Here is a 13,305-nt window from a genome sequence, read left to right as displayed (position 1 = left end):
GTGGTCAGCCCCTTCCCAGCAGCAGCCGGGCCTCGCCGACGGTGATGACGGAGCCGGTCACGAGCACGCCGCCGCCCGCGAACTCGCCCTCCTCCTCGGCCAGCGTGATCGCAGCCTCCAGGGCGTCCGGCAGCCTTGGTTCGACCTGGACGCGCTCGTCGCCGAACACCTCCACGGCGATCGCGGCGAGCTCGTCGGCGTCCATCGCGCGGTGGCTGGAGTTCTGCGTGACGACGACCTCGGCGAAGATCGGCTCGAAGGCCTCGAGCAGCCCTCGTACGTTCTTGTCGCCGCTCGCGCCGACCACGCCGATCAGCCGGCTGAAGTCGAAGGCCTCACCGATCGCCTCGGCGGTGGCGCGGGCGCCGGCCGGATTGTGGGCGGCGTCCAGGACGATGGTGGGCGAGCGCCGTACGACTTCGAGCCGCCCCGGCGAGGAGACGGCAGCGAAGGCCTTGCGGACGGTGTCGATGTCGAGCGGTTCGGGCCGCTGGGAGCCGACCCCGAAGAACGCCTCGACGGCGGCGAGCGCGACGGCGGCGTTGTGCGCCTGGTACGGGCCGTGGAGCGGAAGGTAGACCTCGTCGTACTCGCCGCCGAGGCCGCGCAGGGTGAGCAGCTGTCCGCCGACCGCGACCTGACGCGCCACGACCCCGAACTCCAGGCCTTCGCGGGCCACGGTGGCGTCGACCTCGACGGACTTCTTCAGCAGCACCTGGGCCGCGTCCACCGGCTGTTGGGCCAGGATGACCGTCGCGCCCTGCTTGACGATGCCGGCCTTCTCGGTGGCGATCGCGCCGGGCGTCTCACCGAGGCGGTCGGTGTGGTCGAGGTCGATGGGGGTGACGACGGCGACGTCCCCGTCGATGACGTTGGTGGCGTCCCAGGAGCCTCCCATCCCCACTTCCACGACGGCGACATCGACGGGCGCGTCCGCGAAGGCCGCGTAGGCCATGCCCGTCAGCACCTCGAAGAAGGACAGCCGGTACTCCTGCTGCGCGTCGACCATCTCGATGTACGGCTTGATGTCCTCGTACGTCTCGACGAAGCGCTCGGCGGAGATGGGGGCGCCGTCCAGGCTGATGCGCTCGGTGATCGACTGGACGTGCGGGGACGTGTACCGGCCGGTGCGCAGTTCGAAGGCGCCGAGGAGTGCCTCGATCATGCGGGCGGTGGAGGTCTTGCCGTTGGTGCCGGTGATGTGGATCGAGGGGTACGAGCGCTGCGGCTCGCCCAGGACGTCCATCAGCGCGGCGATACGGCTGACGGAGGGCTCGAGCTTGGTCTCACCCCAGCGGGTGGCGAGCTCCGCCTCGACCTCGCGCAGGGCCTTGTCGACCTCGGGGTCTTCCGGCCGCGCGGGCACATCGGCCTGCGGCGGGCCGCCCTGCGTGCGCAGGGTGCGGCTGCCGGCCTCGATGATCGCGAGGTCGGGGTCGCGGTCGGTCTCGGCGGCGACGATGTCGTCGAAGGGGTCGCTTTCACTCACGGGGCCAGTCTACGTACGCGGCCCGCGGGCAGTCGTGCCGCCCGGGGGGCGCCCGTCCCAAGGAAGCGGCATCCCGCACCGCCGGGGTTGCGCAGCCCCTCGGTCGGCAACGGGCCCCGGAACGAAAGAGTCCCGGGGCCCGTACCCGCCATACGTGTGCTACGCGGCCGGCAGCCGGTCCAGCTGGGCCTTGATCCGTGCGATGTCCTCGTCCGCCTTCGTAAGGCGCCCGCGGATCTTGTCCACCACGTTGTCCGGGGCCTTCGCCAGGAACGCCTCGTTGCCGAGCTTGGCGGTGGCCTGGGCCTTCTCCTTCTCGGCGGCCGCGAGGTCCTTCGCGAGGCGCTTGCGCTCCGCCGCGACGTCGATCGTGCCGGAGAGGTCGAGGGCGACCTCGGCGCCGCCGACCGGCAGGGTCGCCGTGGCCGTGAAGCCCTCGCCTTCCGGCTGCAGACGCAGCAGCTGGCGGATGGCCGCCTCGTGCGGAGCCAGCGCCGTGCCGTCGAGGGTCAGACGGGCCGGGACCTTCTGCCCGTCCTTGAGGCCCTGGTCCTTGCGGAACCGGCGCACCTCGGTGACGACCCGCTGGACCAGCTCGATCTCCAGCTCGGCGTCCTTGTCGCGGAAAGCACTGTCCTGCGGCCATTCGCCGATGACCAGCGACTCGCCGCCCGTGAGCGTGGTCCACAGGGCGTCGGTGACGAACGGGATGACCGGGTGGAGCAGCCGCAGCGTCACGTCGAGGACCTCACCGAGGACCCGTCCGGAGACCCTGGCCTGCTCGCCGCCCGCGAAGAACGTCGTCTTCGACAGCTCGACGTACCAGTCGAAGACCTCGTCCCACGCGAAGTGGTAGAGCGCGTCGGCGAGTTTGGCGAACTGGTAGTCGTCGTAGTACGCGTCGACCTGGGCGACGGTCGTGTTCAGTCGGGAGAGGATCCAGCGGTCCGTCGCCGACATCTCGGAGGCGTCCGGCAGCGGGCCCTCGACCGTGGCGCCGTTCATGAGGGCGAAGCGGGTGGCGTTCCAGATCTTGTTGGTGAAGTTCCGGGAGGCCTTGACCCAGTCCTCGCCGATCGGCACGTCCGCACCCGGGTTGGCGCCGTTGGCGAGCGTGAAGCGGACGGCGTCGGAGCCGTAGGCGTCCATCCAGACCAGCGGGTCGACCGCGTTCGGGTTCGACTTCGACATCTTCTTGCCGAACTCGTCGCGGACCAGGCCGGTCAGGGCGATGGTGTGGAAGGGGACCTCGCCGTCCATGGCGTAGAGGCCGAACATCATCATCCGGGCGACCCAGAAGAAGATGATGTCGTGGCCGGTCAGCAGGACGTCGGTCGGGTAGAACTTCCGCAGGTCCTCGGTCTGTTCGGGCCAGCCGAGCGTGGAGAACGGCCACAGGCCGGAGGAGAACCAGGTGTCCAGGACGTCGGAGTCCTGGGTCCAGCCCTCGCCGGTGGGCGGCTCCTCGTCGGGGCCGACGCAGACGACCTCGCCGTCCGGGCCGTACCAGATCGGGATGCGGTGGCCCCACCACAGCTGGCGCGAGATGCACCAGTCGTGCATGTTGTCGACCCAGTCGAAGTAGCGCTTCGACATGTCCTCGGGGTGGATCTTGACGCGGCCGTCGCGGACCGCGTCACCGGCGGCCTTGGCGAGCGGGCCGACCTTGACCCACCACTGCATGGAAAGCCGCGGCTCGACCGTGGTCTTGCAGCGCGAGCAGTGGCCGACCGAGTGCATGTACGGGCGCTTCTCGGCGACGATGCGGCCCTGCTCCTTGAGGGCGCCGACGACGGCCGAGCGGGCCTCGAAGCGGTCCAGGCCGAGGAAGGGGCCGTGGACGGTGATGACGCCGTGCTCGTCCATGATCGTCAGGGACGGCAGGTCGTGGCGCCGGCCGATCTCGAAGTCGTTCGGATCGTGCGCCGGGGTCACCTTGACCGCACCGGTGCCGAACTCCGGGTCGACATGGGTGTCGGCGACGACCGGGATGGTGCGGTCGGTGAGCGGCAGCTTGATCTGCTTGCCGACCAGGTGCCGGTAGCGCTCGTCGTCGGGGTGGACGGCGACCGCGGTGTCACCGAGCATCGTCTCCGCACGCGTGGTCGCGACGACGAGGCTGTCCTCGCCCTCGCCGTAGCGGATGGAGACCAACTCGCCCGCGTCCTCCTGGTATTCCACCTCGATGTCCGAGATGGCCGTCAGACAGCGCGGGCACCAGTTGATGATGCGCTCGGCGCGGTAGATCAGCTCGTCCTCGTAGAGCCGCTTGAAGATGGTGAGGACGGCCTTGGAGAGGCCCTCGTCCATCGTGAAGCGCTCGCGGCTCCAGTCGACACCGTCGCCGAGGCGACGCATCTGGCCGAGGATCTTGCCGCCGTACTCCTCCTTCCACTGCCAGACACGTTCGACGAACTCCTCGCGGCCGAGGTCGTGACGGGACTTGCCCTCCTCGGCGAGCTGCTGCTCGACCTTGTTCTGGGTGGCGATACCGGCGTGGTCCATGCCGGGCAGCCAGAGCGACTCGTAACCCTGCATGCGCTTGCGGCGGGTGAGGGCGTCCATGAGTGTGTGCTGGAAGGCGTGGCCCAGGTGGAGCGAGCCCGTGACGTTCGGCGGCGGGATGACGATGGTGTACGCCGGCTTGTCGCTCTTCGCGTCGGCCTCGAAGTAACCGCGCTCTACCCAGCGCTCGTACAGCGGCCCCTCTACATCGGCCGGCGCGTACTGGGTCGGCAGTTCGGTGCTGGGCGCTGGTGGCTGCTGCTGAGCGTTCTCGGTCACGGGGTCAGTTTAGGGGTGTCTCGGGGGTGTCCCGAAACGTGTTTGCTCTGTAACGGTGGGGGCCCCGATGCGGTGCGCTGTCCGTGTCTGCGCCAGGATGTCGGCACCACATAAACATTCTGGAGGGGAACCCAGTAATGAGCTACAACCAGCCGGGCCCGTACGGCGGGCAGCCCCAGCAGCCCGGACCGTACGGCCAGCCGGGCCCCTACGGCCAGCAGCCGCCGCAGGCGCCTCCGGCCCAGCCCGGCTACGGCTACCCCCAGCAGGCCCCTCCGCCCCAGCCCCAGCCGGGTTACGGCTACCCGCAGCAGGCTCCCCCGCCGCAGCCGCAGCCCGGCTACGGCTATCCGCAGCAGCCCCCCTACGGCCAGGACCCGTACGGCCAGCAGCCCTACAACGTCCCGCAGCCGCCCCAGCCCGGCGGCGGCGGCAAGAAGGCGGGCCTGATCATCGGCGCGGTGGCGGTCGTGGCGGCCATCGGGGTCGGGGCGTACCTCGTGCTCGGCAATGCGGGCGGGGGCGGCGGCAGCGTCTCGGACGACGGTGCGCACAAGCTGACGGCGCCGGCGACCGTGATCGGCGGCGAGTACACGAAGTCCCAGAGTGCCGACTCCGCCGGTCAGATGACCAGCGAGGACAAGGCCGACTTCCAGAAGTGGGGCGTGCAGAACGCCAAGGACGTCAGCGCCGGGTACAAGAGCGGCACGGGCCTCAGCGCGAAGAACCTGTCCTTCAGTGGTGTGTACGGCACCATCGACGATCCCGAGGCCGTCGTCGACGCCATGTTCGCCAAGGTCAAGTCGGAGTCCCAGAAGGACCAGGGCAGCAGCGGGACCAAGGGGAAGCTGGTCGGCAGCCCGCAGGCGGTCACGCCTTCCGGTTTCTCGAACGGCGTCATGAAATGTCAGATCATCGAGCTCGACGGCGCCGCGTCGGGCGCCGGTTCCGCGAAGACCATCAAGATGCCGATGTGCATCTGGGGTGACCACAGCACCGTCGCGGTGGTCTCGTCCTTCAGCCTGGCCGACCTCGCCGGCGGCGGGACTTCGATCGACGACGCGGCCTCCCTCGCGGCAAAGCTCCGCAACGACGTACGTGTCAAGGCCTGACCGCGGTCTCAGTCGGACAACTCCCGCCGTGACAACGGCGCTTGCTGCGGGCGGGAGTCCCGGATGACGAAAGAGGTGCCCGGCGCTGCGGAAAGCGCCGGGCACCTCTTTGGTGCTCGTGGCGGTTACGCCGTCTTCTGCTCCCCCGGTCCCCGCCCGTTGCGCGCGTCCCGCGGGATCAGGGTCGGGTTCACGTTCGAGTGGACGACGTCCGCCGTGACGACCACGCGGGCCACGTCCTTGCGGGACGGGACCTCGTACATGACCGACATGAGGACCTCCTCCATGATGGCGCGCAGGCCTCGCGCGCCGGTCTGGCGGAGGATGGCCTGGTCGGCGATGGCCTCCAGGGCCTCGCGCTCGAAGTCCAGTTCCACACCGTCGAGTTCGAACAGGCGCTGGTACTGCTTCACCAGCGCGTTGCGGGGTTCCACCAGGATCTGGAGGAGGGCTTCCCTGTCCAGGTTGTGGACCGAGGTGATGACCGGGAGGCGGCCGATGAACTCGGGGATCATGCCGAACTTGACCAGGTCCTCGGGCATGACGTCCTCGAACTGGTCCTTGGCCTCCAGCTCGCGCTTGGAGCGGATCGTCGCGCCGAAGCCGATGCCCTTGGCACCCGCGCGCGACTCGATGATCTTCTCCAGGCCCGCGAAGGCGCCACCCACGATGAACAGGACGTTCGTCGTGTCGATCTGGATGAACTCCTGGTGGGGGTGCTTGCGGCCGCCCTGCGGAGGCACGGAGGCGGTCGTGCCCTCCAGGATCTTCAGCAGGGCCTGCTGGACGCCCTCGCCCGACACGTCGCGCGTGATGGAGGGGTTTTCACTCTTCCTCGCGACCTTGTCGATCTCGTCGATGTAGATGATCCCGGTCTCGGCCTTCTTGACGTCGTAGTCGGCCGCCTGGATCAGCTTGAGCAGGATGTTCTCGACGTCCTCGCCGACATAGCCGGCCTCCGTCAGCGCCGTGGCGTCGGCGATGGCGAACGGCACGTTCAGCATGCGGGCCAGGGTCTGGGCCAGGAGGGTCTTGCCGGAGCCCGTGGGGCCGAGCAGCAGGATGTTGGACTTCGCCAGTTCGATCGCGTCGTCACGACCGTTGGCGCCGCCGTTCTCGCCGGCCTGGACGCGCTTGTAGTGGTTGTAGACCGCCACCGAGAGGGCCTTCTTCGCCGGCTCCTGGCCGACGACGTAGCCCTCGAGGAACTCGTAGATCTCGCGCGGCTTGGGAAGTTCCTCCCAGCGCACCTCGCTCGTCTCCGCGAGTTCTTCCTCGATGATCTCGTTGCAGAGGTCGATGCACTCGTCGCAGATGTACACACCAGGCCCTGCGATGAGCTTCTTGACCTGCTTCTGGCTCTTGCCGCAGAACGAGCACTTGAGCAGATCGCCGCCGTCACCGATGCGTGCCACGGTGTGCTTCCCCTTCGCCTGGGAGACGCCTGAATCCAGCGGCTCCTGGTGCTGCCTTAATCCGACGGTACCTTGCCGGGCCCCCCGTTCGGGCCCCCCTTGGCGCGGTTCACTTTGACGTGCAGCGTGTCAAAGCACACTTACCGTGCCAAGGGGCGGCAGACGATACAGCCTCCGACTAGCGGACGGCCGCGTTGTTCATCTTCCGGGTGGAGATGATCTGGTCGATCAGGCCGTACGAGAGCGCCTCCTCGGCCGTGAGGATCTTGTCGCGCTCGATGTCCTCGCGGATCTTCTCGATCGGCGTGGTGGAGTGCTTGGCCAGCATCTCCTCCAGCTGCGAACGCATCCGCAGGATCTCGTTCGCGGCGATCTCCAGGTCGGACACCTGGCCGCGGCCCGTCTCGCTGTAGGGCTGGTGGATCAGCACGCGGGCGTTCGGCAGCGCCATGCGCTTGCCGGGCGTACCGGCGGCCAGCAGGATGGCCGCGGCGGAGGCCGCCTGGCCCATGCAGACCGTCTGGATGTCCGGCTTCACGAACTGCATCGTGTCGTAGATCGCGGTCAGCGCGGTGAAGGAGCCGCCGGGGCTGTTGATGTAGACCGAGATGTCCCGGTCGGGGTCCATCGACTCCAGGCACAGCAGCTGCGCCATGACGTCGTTGGCCGAGGCGTCGTCGATCTGGACGCCCAGGAAGATCACGCGCTCCTCGAAGAGCTTCGCGTACGGGTCGTACTCGCGGATGCCCTGCGAGGTGCGCTCGACGAAGCGCGGGATGACGTAACGGGACTCCGCCGTGGGGCCCGTGTACTCGGCGCGTGAGCGGTCGTACAGGCCGCTGCCGGGGAAGTCGTTCACTGTCTGTCTCCTAGGAGCTGAGGCGGTCGGCTGGGGGCTGTGCGGGGCCACAGGGCCCCGCTGTGGGGCTCAGGCCCCGGTACCGCCGCCGCCCGGCATGTTGGCGGCCGTCGTGATGACGTCGTCGATGAGGCCGTACTCCTTGGCCTCGTCGGCGTCGAACCAGCGGTCGCGGTCGGAGGCGCGGGTGATCTCCTCGAACGACTGACCGGTGTGCTGAGCCGTGAGCTCGGCCATGCGCTTCTTGGTGTGCAGCAGCCGCTCCGCGTGGATCTTGATGTCCGAGGCGGAGCCGGCCAGGCCCGCGGAGGGCTGGTGGATCAGGATCTCGGCGTTCGGGAGCGCGAAGCGCTTGCCCGGGGTGCCCGCGCTGAGCAGGAACTGACCCATGGAGGCCGCGAGGCCCATGGCGATGGTCACCACGTCGTTCTTGATGTACTGCATGGTGTCGTAGATCGCCATGCCGGCCGTGATCGAGCCGCCCGGGCTGTTGATGTACAGGTAAATGTCCTTGTCCGGGTCGGCGGCAAGGAGCAGCAGCTGTGCGGTGATCTTGTTCGCGATGTCGTCGTCGACCGGCTGGCCGAGGAAGATGATCCGCTCGTTGAGCAGCCGGTTGTAGACCTGGTCGCCGAGGCCACCACCGATGGAAGGCTCGCCGGCGGCGGAGGGCATCAGATTCGTCACGTATCCACCTGCTCGTCTTACGACGGCGCCGGGCCGTCTCACGTTTTCCTGCGGGGGCCTCCGGCGGTATCGCCGAGTTCCCTGCCCCCATATTCATGGACCCTAACGCGCGGGTCCCTTCGGGGAATCCCGCGGAGGGGGGTGTTCGCCGGGGGCGTAGCGTCGTGGGTACTTTCCGTTCGTCGGCCACTGCGGGTAGTGGGGGCCGTTCGCGCCCCGCGGCGGAGCCGCACATCGGCACAGCCCCGCGCCCCTTAAGGGCGCTCCCTCACCCCAAGCCAGAAGGGCCCCGGGGAACGTCTCCCCAGGGCCCTTCATACGACGTCTCGCAGCGCCGCGGGCGGTCGTCAGCCCTCGGTCTTCTCCTCGGCCGTCTCGGTGGCGTCGGCCTCGGTGGCCTCGGCGGCGATCTCGGCGGCCGTCTCGACCTCGTCCTCGTCGTCCAGGTCGATGACCTCGCCGTTGGTGTCCTTGACCGTGGCGGCCTCGACGACGACCGCGAGGGCCTTGCCGCGGGCGACCTCGCCGACCAGGAGCGGAACCTGGCCGCCCTCGACGACGGCCTGGGCGAACTGGTCGGGGGACATGCCGGAGGAGGCCGCGCGCCGCATGAGGTGCTCGGTGAGCTCCTCCTGGTTGACGTTGAGCTTCTCCTGCTTGACCAGCTCGTCGAGGACGAACTGGGTCTTGATGCCCTTGACCGCGGCTTCCTTGGTCTCGGCCTCGAACTCCTCGGCCGTCTTGCCCTGGATCTCGAGGTACTTCTCGAGGTCGAGGCCCATCTGGCCGAGCTGGTGGTGCTCGAGGTTGTGCTTACGGGTGTTGATCTCGTCCTCGAGCAGCTTCTCGGGGACGGGGACCTCGACCAGCTCGAGCAGCTTCTCCAGGACGCGCTCCTGGGCCTGCGTGGCCTGGTCGTACTGCTTCATGTTCTCGAGGCGCTTGCGGCTGTCCGCCTTCAGCTCCTCCAGGGTGTCGAACTCGGAGGCGAGCTGCGCGAACTCGTCGTCCAGCTCAGGCAGTTCGCGGGCGGCGACCTGGGTGACCTTGACGGTGACCTCGGCCTCCTTGCCGGCCGCGGAGCCGCCCTTGAGCTCGGAGGTGAAGGTGGCCTCCTCGCCCGCCGACAGGCCCTTGACGGCGTCGTCGATGCCGTCGAGCAGCTCGCCGGAGCCGATGGTGTAGGAGACGCCGTTCGCGACGCCGTCCTCCAGGACCTCGCCCTCGACCTTGGCCTCCAGGTCGATGGTGACGACGTCGCCGTCCTCGGCGGCACGCTCGACCGGGGAGGTCGAGGCGAAGCGCTCGCGGAGCTGCTCGACCGACTTGTCGACGTCCTCGTCGGTGACCTCGACGGCGTCGACCTCGACCTCGATGCCGGAGTAGTCCGGGATCTCGAGGGCGGGACGGACGTCGACCTCGGCGGTGAAGTTCAGCGTCTCACCGTCCTTCAGCTCCGTGATGTCGACCTCGGGCTGGCCGAGGACGTTCAGGTCGGCCTCGTTGACCGCCTCGGTGTAGAACTTCGGAAGCGCGTCGTTGACCGCCTCCTCCAGGACCGCACCGCGGCCGAACCGCTGGTCGATGACGCGCGCCGGGATCTTGCCCTTCCGGAAGCCCTTCACCGTGACCTGCTGGTTGATCTTCTTGTACGCCGCGTCGAGGCTGTCCTTGAGCTCCTCGAAGGGCACCTCGACAGTGAGCCGAACCCGGGTCGGGTTCAGGGTCTCCACGGCGCTCTTCACGGTTCGGTCTCCTTGTGGCTGACTTCTTGGTTTCTGCCGGAGCCAGACTGGTCCGGCGGATTTCGCCGCCCGGAGGACGTCCGAAGGATCTCCAGTGGTGGTCCAGTGGATTCCTGTGGATGAGACACACGGGCGCGCAGCTTGCATAGTAACCGCAGCGGCTGAACGCCCCAAAGGCGATCATGCGAGGTGATCGCCCGGGGTGACCGGTGTTGACCGGTCGGTGGTCGGGGTGGCGGGATTTGAACCCACGGCCTTCCGCTCCCAAAGCGGACGCGCTACCAAGCTGCGCCACACCCCGTCAGGTGCGACACGTAGGGTACATGCCCGCTGGCAGCGCGGCTGCCGCATTTACGGAGTGTGCGCCGAGGGGGCCGGACCCGCTACGATGCCTTCTGTGCCGCGGTCACCTGACCTGCGGCGCGCGCTGTGCGGGCGTAGCTCAATGGTAGAGCCCTAGTCTTCCAAACTAGCTACGCGGGTTCGATTCCCGTCGCCCGCTCTCCACGTATCAGGGCCGGGCCGGAGGATCTTCCTCCGGCCCGGCCCTGATCGTTTCGGGTCCCGGTACGTCCGGCGCGTGAGGCGCGATCGTCCATGGGCGCGGCTCGGCGGCCTCCGCGTCCTGCGCGGGCGGGGCATCTGCCCGGATCAGAAGCTGATCGAGTTGATGGTCTCCGCTATCGAGTTCAGGAACCGGTTGATCGACGGGGCCATGCCGGTCGATGCGAGGAAGAAGCCGAAGAGCACCGCGACGATCGCCGGGCCGGCCTTGATCGAGCCTCCCCTGATCAACACCACCAGGATGATCGCCAACAGCAGCACCACTGACAGTGAAATGGCCACAACTGATCACACCCTCGGTCGGTCCGCTCTCCCGGCCCGGGGGTGCCAGCCCCGCGCACCCCCGCCAGAACCATCGTGCCACCAACAGGGCCCCCGTATGCGGCAGGTGAGGCATCATCCGTGACACCTGTGCCGGACCTTTGCCTCAGCCATGCGGGGCGCGGCACACGCGAGAGCTCAACGCCCGTTGCTCGCACAGCGATTCGACGGCGCATCCGCACAGGGAATTCAGCGAGATCGTTTCCATACCCACACAACACGTTCGCAGGTATTTCGAATTGTTGTGACGGGTGCAGCGGAGTCGCCAACACGGGCCCCGTGAAAGGCCAATGAAGCAGACATTCCACTGGAGTCGCCCCCGGGTCATATGCCCCATTTAGTCGGGACGAGTCGTAACAACCTGGACATGCAATGGTGTGTTGACCGGCACCTCCATGAGGTTGTCAACTCCCCTTAATCGCGGGTACTCGAAGCCAATTGGAAGGAACCACGTGGGGAGTTTTACGAAAACCCACAGACGACGCTAGGGTGCCTCAGATGTTTCACGCTGCATCGTCTTCCGCACGCGCAGCGAGGTCCGGGATCGTCTCCCCCCGTTTCCGGGGGGAGGGTCTGTGACGAACTCGTTGCACCCGCACGGCCAGAACAGAGCGCCGCTCCCTCCGGCACAGTCGCCGGCGTCGGCAGTGCCGAGCCCACGCTCCCCGCAGGAACAGCAGAACAACCCCAAACAGCAGAACAACCCCGCCAAACCCGGCAAACAGCGCGACTCGTTCTTCGACAACGCGAAGTACCTGGCGATCGTGCTGGTGGCGATGGGCCACTCCTGGGAGCCGCTGAAGGGTGACAGCCGCATCCTGGAGGGTGCGTACACGGTCGTGTACGCCTTCCACATGCCGGCGTTCATCATCATCTCCGGCTACTTCTCGCGCAGTTTCGACATGCGCCCCGACCGCGTCAGGCGACTGATCACCGGCGTCCTCGTGCCGTACGTCGTCTTCGAGACCGCGTACACCCTCTTCAAGCGCTACGGCGACCACGACCCGAGCATGACGGTCAGTCTGCTCGACCCCTGGTACCTCACCTGGTTCCTGGTCGCGCTGTTCATCTGGCGCCTCACCACCCCGCTGTGGAAGACCCTGCGGTGGCCGCTGCCCGTCGCGCTCGGCATCGCGATGTTCGGGTCGGTCTCGCCGGAGATCGGCAACGACCTCGACCTCCAGCGTGTCCTGCAGTTCCTGCCGTACTTCGTACTGGGCCTGTGCATGAAGCCCGAGCACTTCCAGAGGGTGCGCACACGGACGATGCGGATCCTGGCGGTGCCGGTCTTCGCGAGCGCGCTGGCCGTCGGCTGGTGGGCGGTGCCGCGGATGAACACCGCGTGGTTCTACCACCGGGACTCCGCCCAGGAGTTGGGCGCGCCGTGGTGGACCGGGCCGGTCATGGTGCTCGCCATGTTCGGCTGTTCGCTGCTGCTGACCGCCTGCTTCTTCGCCTGGGTGCCGCGCCGGAAGATGTGGTTCACGGCGCTCGGCGCGGGCACGCTCTACGGCTATCTGCTGCACGGGTTCCTGGTGAAGGCCGGGGAGTTCTACGGCTGGTTCGAGCCGAAGTGGTTGCACCGGCCGTTGGGGGAGATCTTGGTGACCGTGGTGTTTGCCGGGGCGGTCACGTTGTTGTGCAGCTCGCCGGTGCGGCGGGTGTTCAAGGGGGTGATGGAGCCCGAGATGAGGTGGGCCTTCCGGCCGGATGCGGCGGAAGGTGCGCGGGGGCGCGAGATGGCCGGCGCCTGAGGATTTGCCACGGTATGTCGTCTGGCGTGTGCGGGTTCGTCGTGGTTGATCGGGCCCACGCGGCGGAGCCGCATATCGATGCAGCCCCGCGCCCCTTTGGGGCGCTACTGCTGAGGCAGGCCGAGAAGTGCACGCATGTGGGCGTACTTCTCGGTCAGTCTTGTGCGGGTTGCCTCGTCGGTGAGGCGGGCCAGGCGGGCCGGGTCCCCGTTGTGTGCCAGGTCCGCTTCCTTCACCAGGAGAGCGCCCGGCGTGGCCAGGATCCGGGCCGCGTACTCCTCTGGTGCCTCCCCCGGGCGCTTGGTGACCGCCAGGACTATGTTCTTTGTGCGGGGGCTCAGGGGCGCCTCTTCCAGCCATTGCTCGGAGAGTGCGTCGTCCTCCACGGAGTCGTGGAGCCAGGCTGCCGCTATCTGTTCCTCGTCGCCGCCGCGGTTGCGCACGCCCTCCGCGACCGCCTGGAGGTGCTCGGCGTAGGGGCGTCCCGCCTTGTCCGTCTGGCCTTCATGGGCGGCGCGGGCGGTGGCTTCGACCTCGGCGAGAGTCATCGGCTTGTCAGGGGTTTCGGTCATCGG

10 protein-coding genes and 2 tRNA genes are annotated in these 13,305 nt (G+C 68.1%); 3 read left to right on the top strand and 9 right to left on the bottom strand.

Translation table 11 applies throughout. The annotated features are described in order from the left end of the window. Positions 1-4 precede the first annotated feature (4 nt). Positions 5-1,489 carry a bifunctional folylpolyglutamate synthase/dihydrofolate synthase gene (locus ACFY1U_RS00305; RefSeq protein WP_390691906.1) on the bottom strand — a complete coding sequence of 495 codons (1,485 nt, stop codon included), beginning with the start codon at positions 1,487-1,489 and terminating at the stop codon, positions 5-7. A gap of 159 nt (positions 1,490-1,648) precedes the next feature. Continuing rightward, a complete protein-coding gene (locus ACFY1U_RS00300) occupies positions 1,649-4,273 on the bottom strand; it encodes a valine--tRNA ligase (protein WP_390691904.1) in 2,625 nt (874 codons plus the stop codon). 137 nt (positions 4,274-4,410) lie between these two features. Between ACFY1U_RS00300 and ACFY1U_RS00295 the strand changes: the two genes are divergently transcribed. Next, the gene (locus ACFY1U_RS00295; protein ID WP_390691903.1) at positions 4,411-5,385 is read left to right on the top strand and encodes a hypothetical protein; all 975 of its coding nucleotides are present in this window, start codon (positions 4,411-4,413) and stop codon (positions 5,383-5,385) included. A gap of 125 nt (positions 5,386-5,510) precedes the next feature. Here ACFY1U_RS00295 and clpX read toward each other — a convergent pair whose 3' ends face one another. The 5 genes from clpX to ACFY1U_RS00270 all read right to left on the bottom strand — a co-directional run bounded on the left by clpX (position 5,511) and on the right by ACFY1U_RS00270 (position 10,392). Next, the gene (gene clpX, locus ACFY1U_RS00290) at positions 5,511-6,800 is read right to left on the bottom strand and encodes an ATP-dependent Clp protease ATP-binding subunit ClpX (protein ID WP_030934339.1); all 1,290 of its coding nucleotides are present in this window, start codon (positions 6,798-6,800) and stop codon (positions 5,511-5,513) included. A gap of 178 nt (positions 6,801-6,978) precedes the next feature. Next, a complete protein-coding gene (locus ACFY1U_RS00285; protein ID WP_099928871.1) occupies positions 6,979-7,659 on the bottom strand; it encodes an ATP-dependent Clp protease proteolytic subunit in 681 nt (226 codons plus the stop codon). A 69-nt stretch (positions 7,660-7,728) separates the two neighbouring features. Continuing rightward, entirely contained in the window at positions 7,729-8,334 is a 606-nt protein-coding gene (locus ACFY1U_RS00280; RefSeq protein WP_181922768.1) for an ATP-dependent Clp protease proteolytic subunit, read from the bottom strand. 359 nt (positions 8,335-8,693) lie between these two features. Then, a complete protein-coding gene (tig, locus tag ACFY1U_RS00275) occupies positions 8,694-10,091 on the bottom strand; it encodes a trigger factor (RefSeq protein ID WP_390691902.1) in 1,398 nt (465 codons plus the stop codon). Positions 10,092-10,315: 224 nt separating this feature from the next. Continuing rightward, positions 10,316-10,392, bottom strand: a tRNA-Pro gene (locus tag ACFY1U_RS00270). A gap of 130 nt (positions 10,393-10,522) precedes the next feature. On the opposite strand from ACFY1U_RS00270, the gene ACFY1U_RS00265 reads away from it, so the two are divergent. Then, positions 10,523-10,593: transfer RNA gene (locus ACFY1U_RS00265), tRNA-Gly, on the top strand. Between the two features lie 149 nt (positions 10,594-10,742). On the opposite strand, the gene ACFY1U_RS00260 is transcribed toward ACFY1U_RS00265, so the two are convergent. Next, complete coding sequence (locus tag ACFY1U_RS00260) at positions 10,743-10,937, bottom strand: hypothetical protein (protein WP_016435177.1); 195 nt, start codon at positions 10,935-10,937, stop codon at positions 10,743-10,745. Between the two features lie 614 nt (positions 10,938-11,551). On the opposite strand from ACFY1U_RS00260, the gene ACFY1U_RS00255 reads away from it, so the two are divergent. Then, entirely contained in the window at positions 11,552-12,730 is a 1,179-nt protein-coding gene (locus tag ACFY1U_RS00255; protein ID WP_390691901.1) for an acyltransferase family protein, read from the top strand. A 104-nt stretch (positions 12,731-12,834) separates the two neighbouring features. On the opposite strand, the gene ACFY1U_RS00250 is transcribed toward ACFY1U_RS00255, so the two are convergent. After that, entirely contained in the window at positions 12,835-13,302 is a 468-nt protein-coding gene (locus tag ACFY1U_RS00250; RefSeq protein WP_390691900.1) for an HD domain-containing protein, read from the bottom strand. Between the last annotated feature and the right edge of the window lie 3 nt (positions 13,303-13,305).

The sequence above is a fragment of the Streptomyces sp. NPDC001351 genome, from assembly GCF_042896045.1.
Classification (GTDB): Bacteria; Actinomycetota; Actinomycetes; order Streptomycetales; family Streptomycetaceae; genus Streptomyces.
The sequence above is the reverse complement of the archived record's forward strand: the minus strand, read 5'-3'. Positions and strand labels throughout refer to the sequence as shown.

Coding starts and splice junctions, on each gene's coding strand:
- ACFY1U_RS00250 (WP_390691900.1), bottom strand. CDS start 13,302: ATGACCGAAACCCCTGACAAGCCGATGACTCTCGCCGAGGTCGAAGCC.
- ACFY1U_RS00280 (WP_181922768.1), bottom strand. CDS start 8,334: ATGCCCTCCGCCGCCGGCGAGCCTTCCATCGGTGGTGGCCTCGGCGAC.
- ACFY1U_RS00295 (WP_390691903.1), top strand. CDS start 4,411: ATGAGCTACAACCAGCCGGGCCCGTACGGCGGGCAGCCCCAGCAGCCC.